Source organism: Nocardia seriolae NBRC 15557, assembly GCF_007990715.1.
Lineage (GTDB): Bacteria > Actinomycetota > Actinomycetes > Mycobacteriales > Mycobacteriaceae > Nocardia > Nocardia seriolae.
This window is the reverse complement of sequence record NZ_BJWY01000005.1, coordinates 14,015-29,280: the sequence shown is the minus strand read 5'-3', so window position 1 is coordinate 29,280 and position 15,266 is coordinate 14,015. Positions and strand designations below refer to the sequence as shown.

The window sequence follows — 15,266 nt, the reverse complement described above, 5'->3', positions numbered from 1 at the left end:
CAGCGGAGCGCTGCCGCCGCGCGGGCGATCGCTACCGCGGGGGCAGGGGCGGCGGGGTGCCCGGGAGCGGGGGCGGGGTGGTGAACAGGGCCTGGAGAGCCGGGACGGAGATCGCCGACTGCCAGCCGGACATGCCTTCGGTCCAGACGTTGGTGTCGCGGTTCAACTGGCCCGACGAGACGTATTGGCGCAGTTGGTCGATGGTGAAAGGACCCGCGGGCTGGCCGCCGTTGTCGAAGTGGAACTGCTGCTGGCCGGGCAGCGGCGGCGGGGCGGGCTGCTGCGGGGCGGCGGGGGCGGGCTGCTGCGGCTGGGCGTAGCCGCCCTGCATGGCCCCGGCCATCTGGCCGCCGAGGACGACGCCCATGCCCGCCTGCATGGCGGCTCCCATGCCGCCGCCGGGGTTCTGGGCGGCGGCGAGCATGGCGTCGGCGGCCTGCATCTGCTGGTAGCGGTTGAGGTCGACATTGTTCATGAAGCCGCCCGCCTCGACGCCGCGCGCCACACCGCGGGTCATGGCCTGCTGGATCTCCTCGGGCAGCGAGATCGTCATGGTGACGCCCTCGACGCCGATGCCGAAACCGGACAGCCGCTGGCCGACGAATTCGCGCAGCTTGTCCGACAATTCGACCTGACGGCCCTGCAGGTCGATGGCGCCCAGCCCGGAGGCCAGCACCATGTCGGAGAAGGCCAGCGCGACATTGGCGCGCAGCTGCTCGCTCAGCGCCTCGGCGTCGACCTCGGCATTGGTGCCGATCATCTGGCGCAGGAACACCTCGATGTCGGTGACCCGGACATTGGCGGTGCCGTTGGCGCGGATCTGCACCATGCGGAAGTCGGGATCGCGGACGGTGACCGGCTGCGGTGTGCCCCACCGCATATCGGTGACCGCGCGGTTATTGACGAAGTACACCTCCGACCGGAACGGCGAGTTGAAGCCGTACCGCCAGCCCTGCAGCGTGGACATGATCGGCATGTTCTCGCTGGTCAGCGTGTAGTGCCCGGGCCCATACCTGTCGGCGAGCTGTCCGCGGTAGACGAAGACGGCCTGCTGCCCCTCCCGGACGATCAGCTCCGCGCCGTTCTTGATCTCGTTCTCGTAGCGCGGGAACCGCCACGCCAGCGTGGTGCGAGTGTCGTCCAACCATTCGATGATGTCGACGAATTCGCCGCGGATCATGTCGAACAGGCCCATTGAGTTCTCTTTCCTCCCTCGGGCGCTGCGCCGCCCCGGCCGAGTATCGCACGGGCGATCGACGCGCGCGGTCACCGTCACGTGGCTATCGAGCGAACCACGAGCAGTGTTAATGATTCATGAGGGAGCCCGGCCCGCAAAAGTCGAGAACACGTTACAGTCCGCTCGTGAAATATCTTGTGGGATGCGCCATGGCCCTGTCGTTCGCGACGGGTTCGCCGGTTGCGCAAGCGGATTCCGCACCGACGTGTACCGACACCCCGAACGCCTACACGCCGGGCTGGCAAACCGCCTGGGCGACCTATCAAACCGAGCAGAAGGCTCCGTCCTCGGGCCAGGTGTCGCGCACGGTCGATCTGCCGGTCACCATCAACGCGCCGCTGGCCAAGGTGTGGTCGGTGTACTCGAACCTGCGCAACGACATCGGACGACATCCGTTCCTGCAGGACATCATCACCCATCGCACCTGCTCCGACGGCCTCACGCAGACCATCGATTTCACCGCGCTGGAGAACGTCCCGATGGGTTCGGTCGACTACCCCGCGAAAACCCAGGCCGAGCAACGCCTCTACCCCGCCGACCACTACTACCTCACCGACAGCTACGACCAGGGTGACGTGATCACCCACCAGAAGATCACCTTCACCGACAACGGCAACGGGACCACCACGGTGAACGAGCACATCACCTTCCTGGCGAACCCGCTGCTGATCTCCTTCACCGCCGACAACGGGACGTCCTCGCACCGCGCGTACCAGGCAGCCCTCAAGCGCGATATCGAGAACGGCACCCTCTGAGCGGTTCCGGCGTGGCGGCCGCGGTCCCCTTCGCGGCGCGTTCGGCCCCCGGGCCGCCATCCCGGCCACTCGTAAGTTCGTGGAGCACCAGCGGTCACATCGTCCAAGGAGTTCCCCGTGCGTATCGACATCCATGCCCACCTGTGGAGCGAGGGCTACCTCGATCTGCTCGACTCCTACGGGCGCACCGACACCGCCACCCAGCGCGGCATGGGTGCGGGCGAGACCCCCGCCGAGCTGGAAGCGCGTTTCGCGCTCAATGATTCGGCCGGGATCGAGCATCAGGTGCTGTCGGTGACGCCGCAGAGCCCGCACTTCGACAATCCCGAGCACGCCGTGAGCGCCGCCCGCGCGGCCAACGACCTCTACGCCGATATCGTCGCGCGTCACCCCGATCGGTTCTCCGCCTTCGCGGCGCTGCCGCTGCCCCACCTCGATGCCGCCCTCACCGAAATGTCGCGCGGCCTCGACGATCTCGGCATGGCCGGGGTCGCGGTGACCACCGACATCCTCGGCCGCTCCCTGGCCGATCCGCTGTTCGAGGCGGCTCTGCTCGGACGCTGAACGGCCGCCCCGGTTTCCAGCGCCCCGGAAAGATGGGGCGCTCACAGAAAACCGAACGGTATGAAACATTCGTTATGCTCCGCCGGTGATCGAAGGCACCATCCCCATGCGCACCGCGGTCGTGCTTCAGGAGACGGCGGCGAGAGTCGGCGCGACACCCGGGCACATCGCCGGCGTCTCGGGCATCGATCAGTCCCGGCTCGAGGACGACAAGCTGCGCGTACCCATCGAGTCGGCGTGGCGGATGTGGGAATTGATCGGCGCCACCGGCGGGCCCGGAGCGGGCCTGTGCGCCTCGGCCACCGCCGAGCGCGGCGCCCTGGGGGTGTGGGACTACCTGCTCACCAGCCGCCCGACGCTGGCCGAGAGTCTGCGCACCGTCATGGAATTCCGGTCCGCGGTCACCGATCCCACGGTGGTGTGGGAGGTCCTCGAGGACGGCGGCCTGCTCACCGTCCGGGTCGGGGTGGCCGTGGAGTCCGACCCGGTCTTCGTCCCGGTCGAGGAATTCGTGCTGTCGCTGATCCTGCGCCGCGTGCGGGAAGCCACCGGCCATCACATCGTCCCCGTGCGCGTCGCCTTCACCCACCGGGTCACCGCCCGCCACCGCGACCTCGTCAACGAATTCGGCACCACCAGAATCGATTTCGGCGCGCCGTTCTCCGAGATCACCTTCCTGGACGCGGGCACGCTGCCCACCGGCGAGGACCCGGTCCTGGGTGAAATGCTGTGCAGCTACGCCGAACTCATGCTCGCCACCTCCCGCCGGGCGCCCGACTGGCGCGAGCAGCTGCACCACGCGATCCACGGCGCCCTCGAGACCGGCGGCTGCGGCCTCGACACCGTGGCCCGCCGCCTGGCGATCAGCCCGCGCACCCTGCAACGCCGCCTGTACGAACGAAACAGCACCTGGCGCACGGAGGTCGAGCAGGTCCGCCGCGACCGGGCCACGAATCTGCTGCGCGAGACCGGCCTGCCGATCCAGTCGGTCGCCGCGCGGGTCGGCTACTCCGACGCCCGCGCGCTGCGCCGCGCCTTCCACCGCTGGACCGGGCAGACACCCGACACCTTCCGCAAGGACCCGCTCACCGAGCGCACGGCATAGCACTGGCTCGGACTCAGGAATACTGCACGAGACAGGATTCGTGCCCTTCGAGATCGGCCATCACCACGACCACACCGGCGTCGTAATCGTTTCGCTCACCGGTATTTCGGCCGCCGAGCGCTTCGACTTGCGCCATCCCCGCCCCGATGTCGTCCACGGCGACGTCGAGGTGCAGCCGCACCTTGCCGTGCGTGGACTCGGGCACCGGCTGGAAGACCAGGCGGGGCTGCTGATCGCCGGGGTGGCCCAGGTAGACCCAACCGGGTTCCGACGGTCCCCGCGGGCGATCCAGCAGCGCACTCCAGAACGTCGCGACCCGTTCCACGTCGACGCAATCTATCGTCACGCCGACCCATCGGTTTCCCATCCGGCCAGTATGGCGGTACCGGCCGGGCGGGGCCCGAAATGCTATTTGCGGCCGGTGAATTCGTCCATGGAGTGGTAGACGCCGACGGTGTTGAGATAGAAGTCGCGGACCTTGAGCGGGAGCAGGCCCGAGATCGCCCGGTTCAGCCGCGAGGTCCAGGGCAGGACCACCAGGGCCGAACCCTTCTTCATCTCGGTCCAGGAGGTGTCCACGACCTCCTCCTGCTCCAGGATCGGGGTGAACCAGAAACCCTTGGCGCCGTCGAACATCCCGGTGTTGATGTAGGTCGGGCAGACGGTGGTGAACTTGACGTGCTCGTTGCCGGACTGCTCGAGTTCCAGGCGCACCGAGTCCGACCAGCCCAGCGCGGCCCACTTGGAGGCGGCGTAGACGCTCATGCGCGGGTTGGCGACCAGACCGGCCGAGGAGGCGATGTTCAGCACGCGGCCCTCGACGCCGGTGTTGGCCACCATGGCGGGCAGGAATTCGAGGGTGATGTACATGGGGGCGAGCGAATTGATCGCCATCGTCTTGTCGATGTCGGCCTTGTTCGCGGTCTCCCAGAAGTAGCCGTTGCCGCGCACGATGCCCGCATTGTTGACCAGCACGTCGATGCCGCCGACCTCGGCGCGCACGATCGCGCCCGCCTCCGCGATCGCCTGGCGGTCGGAGACGTCCACCACGTAGTGGTGAATCCGGCTGCCGCCCTGGGCCGCCAGCTCGGCCGCGGTCTCCTTGAGCGCGGTCTCGTTGATGTCCCAGAGCACCACGTCGGCGGCCTGCTCGGCCACCGCGCGCTGGGCGAAGGACTTGCCCAGCCCCATGGCCGCACCCGTGACCAGCACCTTCTTGCCCGCTACGGTCTTCATACCCCTCTGTTCCCCTGTCGAATGGTCGGTGGAAATCACTTCTGGCGCAGTGTCTTCATGACGCCCAGGTAGAGCGTCATGGTCTTGGCCCACAGTTGTTCCGACATGCCCGGCAGCGGCGCGATGGGCAGGCCCCGCTGCACCGCGATGGTCTGGGTGTCGATGTATTTCAGCAGGCCCTCGGGCCCGTGCCGGCGACCGGTGCCGGAAATGCCGAGCCCGCCCGAGGGCGCGGCCACCGAACCCCAGGCGGCGATGAAGCCCTCGTTCACGTTCACCGATCCGGCGCGCACCCGCGCGGCCACCTCGCGGCCCCGGTTCACGTCCTTGCTCCAGACGCTGGCATTGAGGCCGTAGGCGGTGTCATTGGCCTGGGCGACGGCCTCGTCGTCGGAGCCCACCCGGTAGACGGAGACGACCGGCCCGAAGGTCTCCTCGCGGTAGACGGTCATGCCCTCGCGCACGCCCTCGAGGATGGTGGGCTCGTAGAAGTAGGGGCCCAGATCCGGTCGTGCCTTGCCGCCCGCGAGCACCTTCGCGCCCTTGGCGACCGCGTCGTCGACATGCTTGCTCACCGTGTCGCTCTGGCGCGGGAAGGTCAGCGAGCCGATCTCGTAGGAGAAGTCCAGGGTCTTGCCCAGGTTCAATTCCTTGGTGTTCGCCACGAATTCGGTGACGAACTGCTCGTACACCCTGTCGTGCACGTAGATCCGCTCGATCGATTCGCACAGCTGCCCGGCCGAGGCGAAGCAGGCCCGCACCGCGATCTTGGCGGCGGCGGAGACATCCGCGTCTTCGAGCACCAGCAGCGGGTTCTTGCCGCCCAGCTCCAGCGAGTAGCCGATGAGCCGCTCACCCGCCTGCTGGGCGATGGTGCGCCCGGTGGCGCTGGACCCGGTGTAGTCGACATAGTCGGCGCGGGCGATGACCTCGGTGCCGACCACCGCGCCGCGACCCAGCACCGCCTGCCACAGGCCCTTGGGCAGGCCCGCGCGCTCGGCGATGTCGATGGCCCACAGCAGCGTCAGCGCGGTCTGGTTGTCCGGCCGCCCGATCACGGCATTGCCCGCGAGCAGCGCGGGCAGCGCGTCGGAGGCGCCCAGCGCGAGGGGGTAGTTCCACGGCGAGATGACCGCGACCACGCCCTTGGGCCGGTTGCGCACCTCCACCTGGGTGAGCATCGGCATGACGCCGCGCGGCTTGCGGTGCGCCAGAATCGATTTGCCCTCCGCGGCGTAGAAGCGGGTGTTCACCGCGACATCGGAGACCTCGTCGAAGGCGTGCACCCGGGACTTGCCGGTCTCGAGCTGGACGATGTCGAGGATGGTGTCCTGCTCGGCGAGCACCAGATCGTGAATGCGGCGCAGCAGCGCGGCCCGCTCCCCGACCGGCACCCGCGCCCACTTCTCCTGCGCGGCGCGCGCGGTGGCGAAGGCGGCCTCGATATCGGCGATCGAGGACTGCGGCAGGTCGGCGATCTTGGCTCCGGTGGCGGGCGCGAACACCTGCACCGAGGGCGCACCGCCCGCGACGGCATGGCCGAGCAGCCGCTGGACCAGGTCAAAAGGCAGCGCATCGGCGGCGGCGAGCTGCTGGGCAGTCGTCATTGGTCGCCCTCTCGAGGAGTCGGATCTCTATTTAATGAACATCGGTGTTACATGAACACTGGTGTTAGATTAATAGACGTGACGCACACCATGTCAAGCCCTCCGGCGGACAAACCCACCCCGGCTCGTCGCGGCCGCCCGCCGCAGACGGAGAAACAGGCCGACCAGGTGCGCGCCCGCATCATGCTGGCTACCGCCGAGGTCTTCGCCGAACAGGGTTCGCGCGGGCTGAGCGTGGCCCGCATCATCGAGAAGGCCGGGCTGGCCCGGCCCACCTTCTACCGGTACTTCGCCAATGCCACCGAGCCGCTGCACGCGGTGCTCGCCATCTCCAACGAGGATCTGGTCGGCGGCATCGGCGCGGCCCTGGACCGCACCGAGCAACCGGTGGAACTGGGCATCAATCTGATCGAGGCGTACCTGCACTGGGCGGGCGGGCACGGCCCGATGCTGGCCCCGCTGTTCGCCGAGCTGCACGATCCGGGCTCCCCGGTGTCGGCGTATCGGGAGGAGGCCATCGCCGCCATTCGAATCCTGGTGCGCGACAAGGTGATCTCCCTGGGCCGGCCCGCGCCCGCCGAGCTGGATCTCGACACCTCGCTGCAGATCTGCGAGTTCGTCGTCTACCGCATCTCCGCCGCGGCCCCGCACGGCGAGCCCGATCAGCCCACCATCGATGCCGCCCGGATCACCATGGTCCGCGGCGTACTGGCCATGCTCGGCGTTCGCGCGGACCTCGAGTACGCCCTCACGATCCCGGGCCTCTTCGAATCCGGATAGGGTGGCCGCATGCCGGAAACCACCCCGTCCCAAGCCTTCTCGGCTGTCACCCGCACCGTCGTCCTGGACGTGCCGGTGAGTCCCGCCAAGGTCACCGACCGCATCCAGACCCGCCGCATCACCATGCCCGCGGGCACCCCGGCCGGACTGCACACCCACAACGGCCCGGTGGTGGGCAGCATCGTGTCCGGCTCGGTGGCCTATCGCATCGACGGCGAGCCGCTGGTGATCCTGCGTCCCGGTGACGTGTTCTTCGAGCCGGAGGCCACCCGCATCGCCCAGTTCGACGCCCTCGACGAAGACGTCGTGTTCCTGGGCCATTTCCTGTTGAGCTCGGAGCAGGAGCCCGCCATCGAATGGCCGCGGAGTTGAGCACCGGACGGCCGGAGGTCTAGGCGCTTTCGAAACGCAGCGCCGGGTCGGTGATCCTTCCGAAGCGCAGGGCCGGGACATCCCGCAGATAGTTCTGATGCAGCCGCCAGGGGGCTCGATCACCCTGTTTCGGGAGCAGTGGCAGCGCGCGTAGCACGTAGCCCGGCTGGAAGTCCAGGAAGGGCGTGGTCCCGACCGATTCGTCGCGGACCGGGGTGACACGGGCGTAGCCGCCGGCGTCCATGTGCCGCAGCAGCCGAATCACGTACTCGCACACCAGGTCCGCCTTCAGGTTCCACGAGGCGTTGGTGTAGCCGATGATGAACGCGAAGTTCGGGATGTCGGACAGCATCATCGCCTTGTAGGCCATGGCGTCGGGCAGGTTGACCTTGCGGCCGTCCACCACGAGTTCGACGCCGCCGAAGGGGACGAGGTTCAATCCCGTTGCGGTGATGATGAGGTCGGCGTCCAGGTCGCGGCCGGAGGCGAGGTGCAGGCCGGTTTCGGTGAAGGTGTCGATGCGGTCGGTGACCAGGTCCAGCTTGTCCTGGCGGATGGCGCGGAACAGGTCGCCGTTGGGAGACAGGCACAGTCGCTGGTCCCAGGGTTTGTAGGTCGGGTTGAAGTGGGTGTCGATGTCGTAGCCCTTGGGCAGCCAGCGTTCCTGCCAGCCGCGGATCCAGGCGCGCATGCGCTTGGGATAGCGTTGCGAGAGTTGGTACATGATCGTGCTGAGCGCGACGTTCTTGGCGCGCGCGAGGCCGTAGGCGGTGCGGGCGGGCAGGAATTTGCGTGCGCCATTGGCGAATCCGTCGCGCGCGGGCATGGAGATGATGTACGAGGGTGAGCGTTGCAGCATGGTCACGTGCGCGCCCTGCTCCGCCAGGGCAGGGCCGAGGGTGACGGCGGTGGCCCCGGAGCCGATGATGACGACCCGCTTGCCTTCGACCTCGACGTGCTCGGGCCAGTGCTGCGGATGGATGATCGGACCCGGGAAGCGTTGCGTCCCTGCGAAGTCCGGGGTGTAGCCCTCGTCGTAGCGGTAATAGCCCGAGCAGCTGAACAGGAAGTTCGCGGTCATCACCGTCTGCTCGCCGTCGTGCTCGGCGGTCACCGTCCAGCGATTGTCCGCGGACGACCATTCGGCGCGGACCACCTTGTGCCGATAGCGGATGTGCTTGTCGATCCCGTTCTCGGCGGCGGTGTCGCGCACGTAGGCCAGGATCGAGTCGCCGTCGGCGATGGCCTTGTCGCCCAGCCACGGCCGGAATCGGTAGCCGAGGGTGAACATGTCCGAATCCGAGCGAATCCCCGGGTAGCGGAACAGGTCCCAGGTGCCGCCGCTGGCCTCGCGCATCTCGAGGATGGCGTAGGTGCGCCACGGAAAGGCGCGCTGCACATGGTAGGCGGCGTCGATCCCGGACAGTCCGGCTCCGACGATGAGCACGTCGACGTGCTCGGGCGTAGTGGCCATAGCCTCAGCGTATCGACCGGGGACGCGCCGTGGTCACGGGTGACACTACGAACGCGAAAAGAATTCGCGCACGATCCCCGCGACGCGGTCCGGATCGACCTTGTCGATGCCGAAGCGGCCGACAAGGGCCGATTCCCACTCGCCCAGCGGCGAAGTCTCAACTTGCCCTATGAATGGGATGAACCCGCGATAGGGCGCGCTTCGCATCCGCGAGCGAGATCAATTGGTCCTCGCCATCGAGTTCGGCAACGGCGGCCTCCGCCCATTCCCTGATGCGGGTCGAGACACCGACGGTCCGTTCATCGGCGAGCTCCTTGAGTCTCGTGTGCAACTGGAGCGGGAGCCGAATCGAGGTAGTGACCACAATGTCCTCGCCAGGCCCGAGCCGTGGCGGCAGCTGTTCAGCCGGAACCGGCTCGTCGCTGAAAACCAGCCGGTCCATGAACGCGGCCGTCTCGTCCGGACTGGACGGAAAGTCCTTCTCACTCATCATCGACTCTCCTCTTCCCACCGGTCGAACCCCATACCACCATACTACAGTCATATTATTGCTGGTAGTTGGCTTTATCGAAAGCAAGGCGGCCGGTTCCCTGTCATTCCCGGTTGCGCAGCCCGCTCGCCCGCAGTACCCGGCGGGCGATGCCCGAGCAGATGGATTCCTCGGTGCCGAGGACGCGTACGTGGCGGCGGGCGCGAGTAATGGCCGTGTACAACAGTTCCCGGGTCAGCAGGGTGGATTCGGGGCCGGGCAGCACCACCGAGACGGTGTCGTACTGGCTGCCCTGGCTGCGGTGGATGGTCATGGCGTACACGGTGGTCACGCCCGGGAATTGGGTGGGGTGCACCAGGTACGGTTCGGTGCCGCGTTGTAGGGCGGCGCGCAGGGTGCCGTCGGGCATGCGGACGATCACCCCGGTGTCGCCGTTGTAGATGCGGGCCTCGTGGTCGTTGGCGGTGACCAGCAGCGGCTGGCCCGGAAACCAGTGCCCGGCACCGGGATCGGCGCTGATGCCCGCGGCCGTCACCCAGCCGCCGGCCAGCCGGTCCCACCGCTCGACACCGTAGGGACCCTGCCGGTGGGCGCACAGCAGCCGATGCGATTCGAGTGCGGTGAGCGCGGCCGTGGCGTCCCCGGCCAGGGCGGCGTCGGTCGCCTCGCGGGAGGCGCGCAGCACGTCGGCGCGCACCTCGGCAATGTCCTCGGGCGTGTGCAGGGACAGTTCGTCGCCGCCGTCGGCGAGCAGCGCGAGCGCGGCATCGGCGTCGCCCGCGCGAATGGCGACCGCGAGTTCGGCGATGCGCCCGCCGAAGCGGCGGCCCCGGGTCAGTCGCACGATCCCGCCGCGCAGTCGTTCCCGCTCACGATTGGACAGCGCGTCCGGATGCGCGGCCGCGCCGCCCGGATCGCCGCCCAGAATGCGGTCCAGGGCCGGATTCGCCTGTCCCGGAACCGGTCCCGCCACCAGGTCGGCCAGCACCGCGCCCGCGTCCACCGAGGCCAGCTGGTCGGGGTCGCCGACCAGGACCAGGCGGGCGTCGGGGCGCACGGCGGGCAGCAGGCGGCTCATCATGGTCAGCGACACCATGGAGGTCTCGTCGACCACGATCACGTCGTAGGGCAGGCGGTTGAATTCGTTGTGCTTGAACCGGCCCGCGCCGCCGCGCTGCCAGCCCAGCAGCCGGTGCAGGGTGGCGGCGGTGAGTTCGGGCAGGCCGATGTCACCGGCCTGCTCGCGCACCGATTCCTGCATGCGGGCCGCGGCCTTGCCGGTGGGGGCGGCCAGGGCGATGCGCAGCGCGGGCGCGCCGGGCACGGCCTGCTGGTGCGCGACCAGCAGGGCGAGTACGCGGGCGATGGTGTGGGTCTTGCCGGTGCCGGGCCCGCCCGCGACCACGGTCGTCCACTGGGTGGCGGCCAGCGCGGCCGCGAGCCGCTGCCGGTCGGGCGGCTCGCCCGGTCCGGCCTGGTCGGGGAACAGCCGATCCAGTTCGCGGCGAACCAGTTCCGCGTCCACCATGGGGTGGCTCTCGGCCCGCTCGGTCAGCACCCGGCGGATGGTCTCCTCTTGCCGGTAGTACCGGTCCAGGTAGAGCAGCGGACCCGAGTCGGTCCCGCCGGGCGGGTCGATCAGCCGCAGCGGGCGCAGCGGCCCGGCCGGGCTGCCGGTGACCAGCGGGCTGACCCGCAGTGCGGCGATGACGGATTCGACCTCGGGCCAGGGCAGGGTGGCCGGGTCGATGGCCGATTCCTCGGTGCCCTCGGCGTCCACGCCGATCTCGTGCATGCGCCGCACCTCGAGGCACACCGACCCGGAGCGCACGGCGCGCACGGCCAGCGCGGTGGCGAAAACCGCTGCCTCCGAACGCTCGCCGCCGAGTCGGGACAATCGCAGCGCCACGTGCACGTCGGCCGCCGACAGCACCCCGGCGTTGTTGAACACCTGCAGCAGCCCGGTGCCGCGCTGCGCCAGTTGAATCGCGGTCACCTTGGCAGTACCTCCGTGTCTCCGGCCAGTAGCGCGGAGAGTTCGACGATCAGGTCCGGCGGCGGCAGCCAGTCGAAAACGCCCGCGCCGCCGGGTGTCTCGGGGCCGATCATGCCGCGCACGAACAGGTACCGGATGCCGCCCAGGTGCTCGGCCGGGTGGTAGCCGGGCAGCCGCCAGCGCAGATACCGGTGCAGGGCAACCGAATACAGGATGGCCTGGAGCGGATAGTGCGAGCGCATCATCTCCGCACCCATGCGGTCGCGGGTGTAGTGGGCGACGGTCAGATCACCGGTGCCCAGGCGGTTGGTCTTGTAGTCGACGACCAGGAAGCGCGGCCCGGTGGTGCGCAGCACGGCGTCGATACTGCCGGTGAGGTAGCCGCGCAACGGGGTGTCGTCCAGGTGCGCCAGCTGATCGGCGTAGGGGGCGAAGATGTCGTCGGCGGGCACGTGACGCCGCCACAGCTCCGCGATACGCGGCACCGTCACCCGGGCGGCCGTCGGGTCGTCGCCACCGGCCAGCGGCAGTTCGAAATCGAGCTCGCTCAACCGGTCCCGGGTCGAGAAGTCCGCCAGGGTGCCGCAGCCGATGGGCGTGTGCATGACCGCCAGCAACGCGCCGGAGAGGACGTCCGGGTCGGCGTCGAACATCTGCTCGCCGACCGCGTGCAGGCAGCGGGCGTGGATCTCGGCGGCCAGATCGGGGGCGTCGGTGTCGACGTATTCGAGGACTTCGTGCACCAGGGTGCCGAACTCCGCGCCGTAGGGCAGCGAATTCATCAGGGAGGGCGCGGCTCCCGCGAGGATCTCGAGGTCGTCGGCGAGCACCGACGGGGTGGCCGGTTCGTCGGCGACGCCGCCGCCCTCGGGCAGGTCGGCGGCGGGCAGGGCGTCGTGCGCGCCCGCGGTGAGCGCCGAATAGGAAGTGCGCCGCCACGCCTGGTCCAGGGTGCGGCCGAAGTGGGCGGCCGCCAAAGGCTCGGCGGCGGTGGCGGTGTCGTCCACGGGCAGGCGGGCGCGGGTGAACTCGCGGACCGGTTCGATGGCGACGACCCCGGGTTCGGCGGTCGCCGCCCATTCCCGGATGCGTTCGAGGACTACGGAATCCGCGGGTACCGGCACCTTGTCGGCGACGGCCGGGCTGCCGGGTTCGCGGCCCAGCAGCATGCGGTGCAGGGGCGCGGTCTGGGTGTCGTAGGACGGCGCCCACCAGGCGATCACCTGGGCGCCCGCGCGGGTCAGCGCCACATACAGCAGGCGCAGTTCCTCGGCCTGCTCCTCGGCCTCGGCGCGCAGGCGGCGCGCGCTGTAGCCGGGTGCGTCGGGGCCGCCCACATCCAGCACGCGCCGGCCCTGCTCGTCGTGGAACAGCAGGGTGGGCGGGTTGCGCAGTTTGGCGGCGTCCCAGGCGAAAGGCAGGTAGACGACCGGGAATTCGAGGCCCTTGCTGGCGTGCACGGTGGCGATCTGCACGGCGGCGGCGTCGCGATCGAGGCGGCGGCTGCGGCCCGCGACGCTGCCCGAGGCCGGGTCGCGGACGCGGTCGGCCAGCCAGCGGGTGAGCGCCGACAGGCCCAGGCTCTCGCGCAGGGCGGCGTCGTCGAGCAGTTGCGCGAGCTGGCGCAGGTCGGTGAGCTGGCGTTCGCCGCCCTCGAGGGCGAGCAGGCGCGGGGCGAGTTTCGTTTCGGCGGCCAGCTTTTCGGCGACGGCGGCGAAGCCCGCGCGGGCGAACAGGCGCGCCGAGTCGCGCAGTTCGGCGCTGAGGCGGCCGACCAGATCGGCTCCCCCGGAGTCGATATCGGCGGCGCTCAGACCCAGCAGCGCGGTCCCGGCGGCCAGGCGCACCCGGTCGGCGCGGTGCGGCTGTTCGAGCGCGTGCAGCACCCACAGCCACTCGGTGGCGGCGGCGGTGCCGAAAACGCTGGCGCCACCGGCCAGTACGGAGGCGACACCGGCGGCCTCGAGTTCGGCGCGCACCAGTTCGAGCTGATTGCGGTTGCGGACCAGAACCGCGATATCGCCCGGTCCGAGCGGCCGCTCCCCGGGTGTGCCCGCGTCGATGCGCGCCCCCGATTCGAGCAGGCCGACGATATCGGCGGCCACATCGATGGCGACCCGTTCGCGCTGGCGGCCCACGGTCGGATACCCGGACTTGTTCAGCGGCCCGGCCCCGCTGCGTGGCAGGCAGCGCAGCCGCAACGGAGTCACCCGCTCGGGCGCGCCCGACAGCCGCGAGAACGGCCGCGTCGCCGCGACCCGGTGCACGGTGATCTCCTTGTGCCCCCGGGCCGCTCCGCCGTGCAGGTGCTCGAGCGCCGCCAGCAGTCCGGCGTCACTGCGCCGGTTGGTGGTGAGCTCGCGCTTGGCGTCCGCGTGTGCCACCGCGTCCAGATAGCTGAGCACCTCGGCCCCGCGGAACGCGTAGATCGCCTGCTTCGGATCCCCGACCAGCACCAGCGTCGCGTGGCCGTGGAAGGCCCGGCGCAGGATGTCCCACTGCAACGGGTCGGTGTCCTGGAATTCGTCCACCAGCGCCACCCGGTACCGGTCCCGGATGCGGCGGCGGGCCAGCGGCCCGTGCTCCGGATCGGCCAGCACCCCGTGCAGCAGCACCAGCAGATCGTCGAAGTCGCGCAACCCCGAAAGCCGTTTCCGTCGTGCCGTTTCCACCCGCGCCGCCGCGGCGAACCCGACCCGCTCCGCGGCCGGATCGCCCTCGCCCTCGCCCTCGGCCTCGGGCAGCAGCAGCGCGTGCGGATCCCCCACCGCCGCCGCGGCCAGCCGCTGCGCGTCCGCGGGCCCGAACGGCGCACCCGCGCGCGCGTACCGGCTCAGATACAGGTCGTCGGCCACCGTCGAGACGACATCCTCGATCCCCTCGACCAGCCGCGCGCCCGGATCCTGCTCCCCCGCCAGTCCCAGCTCGTCGAGCATCCGCTGGCAGAAACTGTGCGTCGTGGCAATCGTCCCGGCGTCGAAATCCGACAGCGCCGCCAGCAATCGTTCCCGCCGCGCCGCGATCTCCCCCGGATTCCCCTGCGCCAGATGACGAATCAGCTCGTCCCCGGAGGCCAGCGCCCGCTCCGGATCTCCCAGGGCCGCGGCCACCCCGACGAACCGATCCCGGGTCCGCTCCCGCAACTCCTGGGTGGCCGCCCGGCTGAAGGTCACCAGCAGCAACTCCGAGACATCAACCCCCAGCTCGGCCACGAATCGCACCGCCAAACCCACGATGGCATAGGTCTTCCCGGTCCCCGCACTGGCCTCGAGCACTGTCGTCCCCACCGGCAGCGGCCCGGTCAGCTCGAACCGGTTCCCCGAATCCTCGTGCACCACAGCGGAACCGGCTACCTCGCCGATACCGCCCGACGCCGCACCGTCATCCCACAGGCCCTGCCCGGCGGGCACCTCATCGGTCACGGCGACGAGATCGCTTCCCGCCGCCTGCGTGGCGGTCGGCAGTTCGAACAGGTCCGCGGCCACGGGCTCCGGTGCGGCGGACTCGCGGCGGGGTTCGCCCGCGCCGGAACCGCTCCGGCGGCGGGTGCGGGGGGCCGGGGCGGGGGCCAGGTCCGGGTCGGTGAGGGAGAACAGGTCGTCGGTCATGCGGGGCTCCCGGGAGTGGTGACGGGCAGGGGATTCCTCCTC

General features: G+C 69.8%; 13 protein-coding genes. 5 read left to right on the top strand and 8 right to left on the bottom strand.

Annotated features, from left to right (window positions below; genetic code table 11):
- Positions 1-31: 31 nt before the first annotated feature.
- Positions 32-1,195 carry an SPFH domain-containing protein gene (locus tag NS2_RS02410; protein WP_033085420.1) on the bottom strand — a complete coding sequence of 388 codons (1,164 nt, stop codon included), beginning with the start codon at positions 1,193-1,195 and terminating at the stop codon, positions 32-34.
- Positions 1,196-1,362: 167 nt separating this feature from the next.
- Here NS2_RS02410 and NS2_RS02405 point away from each other — a divergent pair, with 167 nt between their 5' ends.
- The 3 genes from NS2_RS02405 (at position 1,363) to NS2_RS02395 (ending at position 3,661) form a co-directional block, all read left to right on the top strand.
- The gene (locus tag NS2_RS02405) at positions 1,363-1,992 is read left to right on the top strand and encodes a hypothetical protein (protein ID WP_143161346.1); all 630 of its coding nucleotides are present in this window, start codon (positions 1,363-1,365) and stop codon (positions 1,990-1,992) included.
- 117 nt (positions 1,993-2,109) lie between these two features.
- Entirely contained in the window at positions 2,110-2,556 is a 447-nt protein-coding gene (locus NS2_RS02400; protein ID WP_052085950.1) for an amidohydrolase family protein, read from the top strand.
- An 85-nt stretch (positions 2,557-2,641) separates the two neighbouring features.
- Positions 2,642-3,661 (top strand): helix-turn-helix domain-containing protein, encoded by a 1,020-nt coding sequence (locus NS2_RS02395; RefSeq protein WP_147207065.1) that lies wholly within the window; start codon positions 2,642-2,644, stop codon positions 3,659-3,661.
- A gap of 13 nt (positions 3,662-3,674) precedes the next feature.
- On the opposite strand, the gene NS2_RS02390 is transcribed toward NS2_RS02395, so the two are convergent.
- The 3 genes from NS2_RS02390 to NS2_RS02380 are packed head-to-tail and all read right to left on the bottom strand — an operon-like array spanning position 3,675 to position 6,504.
- Positions 3,675-4,028 (bottom strand): VOC family protein, encoded by a 354-nt coding sequence (locus NS2_RS02390; RefSeq protein ID WP_033085422.1) that lies wholly within the window; start codon positions 4,026-4,028, stop codon positions 3,675-3,677.
- A gap of 41 nt (positions 4,029-4,069) precedes the next feature.
- The gene (locus NS2_RS02385) at positions 4,070-4,897 is read right to left on the bottom strand and encodes an SDR family NAD(P)-dependent oxidoreductase (RefSeq protein WP_033085423.1); all 828 of its coding nucleotides are present in this window, start codon (positions 4,895-4,897) and stop codon (positions 4,070-4,072) included.
- 35 nt (positions 4,898-4,932) lie between these two features.
- A complete protein-coding gene (locus tag NS2_RS02380) occupies positions 4,933-6,504 on the bottom strand; it encodes a succinic semialdehyde dehydrogenase (RefSeq protein WP_147207064.1) in 1,572 nt (523 codons plus the stop codon).
- 90 nt (positions 6,505-6,594) lie between these two features.
- On the opposite strand from NS2_RS02380, the gene NS2_RS02375 reads away from it, so the two are divergent.
- A complete protein-coding gene (locus tag NS2_RS02375; protein ID WP_033085458.1) occupies positions 6,595-7,284 on the top strand; it encodes a TetR/AcrR family transcriptional regulator in 690 nt (229 codons plus the stop codon).
- A 9-nt stretch (positions 7,285-7,293) separates the two neighbouring features.
- Positions 7,294-7,656 (top strand): cupin domain-containing protein, encoded by a 363-nt coding sequence (locus NS2_RS02370; protein WP_052085952.1) that lies wholly within the window; start codon positions 7,294-7,296, stop codon positions 7,654-7,656.
- Positions 7,657-7,675: 19 nt separating this feature from the next.
- Here NS2_RS02370 and NS2_RS02365 read toward each other — a convergent pair whose 3' ends face one another.
- From NS2_RS02365 to NS2_RS02350, 4 genes are all read right to left on the bottom strand, one after another.
- The gene (locus NS2_RS02365) at positions 7,676-9,130 is read right to left on the bottom strand and encodes a flavin-containing monooxygenase (RefSeq protein ID WP_147207063.1); all 1,455 of its coding nucleotides are present in this window, start codon (positions 9,128-9,130) and stop codon (positions 7,676-7,678) included.
- Positions 9,131-9,287: 157 nt separating this feature from the next.
- A complete protein-coding gene (locus tag NS2_RS02360; protein ID WP_143161347.1) occupies positions 9,288-9,620 on the bottom strand; it encodes a hypothetical protein in 333 nt (110 codons plus the stop codon).
- A 103-nt stretch (positions 9,621-9,723) separates the two neighbouring features.
- Positions 9,724-11,616, bottom strand: coding sequence for an exodeoxyribonuclease V subunit alpha (recD, locus tag NS2_RS02355; RefSeq protein WP_033085426.1), 1,893 nt, complete (start codon positions 11,614-11,616; stop codon positions 9,724-9,726).
- Positions 11,613-15,224 carry a UvrD-helicase domain-containing protein gene (locus NS2_RS02350; protein ID WP_081985590.1) on the bottom strand — a complete coding sequence of 1,204 codons (3,612 nt, stop codon included), beginning with the start codon at positions 15,222-15,224 and terminating at the stop codon, positions 11,613-11,615. Before NS2_RS02350 ends, recD begins: the two co-directional genes overlap by 4 nt.
- Positions 15,225-15,266 lie beyond the last annotated feature (42 nt).

Excerpts from the sequence above, each read along its gene's own strand:
- NS2_RS02410 (WP_033085420.1), bottom strand. The coding sequence starts at position 1,195 with ATGGGCCTGTTCGACATGATCCGCGGCGAATTCGTCGACATCATCGAA.
- NS2_RS02390 (WP_033085422.1), bottom strand. The coding sequence starts at position 4,028 with ATGGGAAACCGATGGGTCGGCGTGACGATAGATTGCGTCGACGTGGAA.
- NS2_RS02385 (WP_033085423.1), bottom strand. The coding sequence starts at position 4,897 with ATGAAGACCGTAGCGGGCAAGAAGGTGCTGGTCACGGGTGCGGCCATG.
- NS2_RS02380 (WP_147207064.1), bottom strand. The coding sequence starts at position 6,504 with ATGACGACTGCCCAGCAGCTCGCCGCCGCCGATGCGCTGCCTTTTGAC.
- NS2_RS02375 (WP_033085458.1), top strand. The coding sequence starts at position 6,595 with ATGTCAAGCCCTCCGGCGGACAAACCCACCCCGGCTCGTCGCGGCCGC.
- NS2_RS02370 (WP_052085952.1), top strand. The coding sequence starts at position 7,294 with ATGCCGGAAACCACCCCGTCCCAAGCCTTCTCGGCTGTCACCCGCACC.
- NS2_RS02365 (WP_147207063.1), bottom strand. The coding sequence starts at position 9,130 with ATGGCCACTACGCCCGAGCACGTCGACGTGCTCATCGTCGGAGCCGGA.
- NS2_RS02360 (WP_143161347.1), bottom strand. The coding sequence starts at position 9,620 with ATGAGTGAGAAGGACTTTCCGTCCAGTCCGGACGAGACGGCCGCGTTC.
- NS2_RS02350 (WP_081985590.1), bottom strand. The coding sequence starts at position 15,224 with ATGACCGACGACCTGTTCTCCCTCACCGACCCGGACCTGGCCCCCGCC.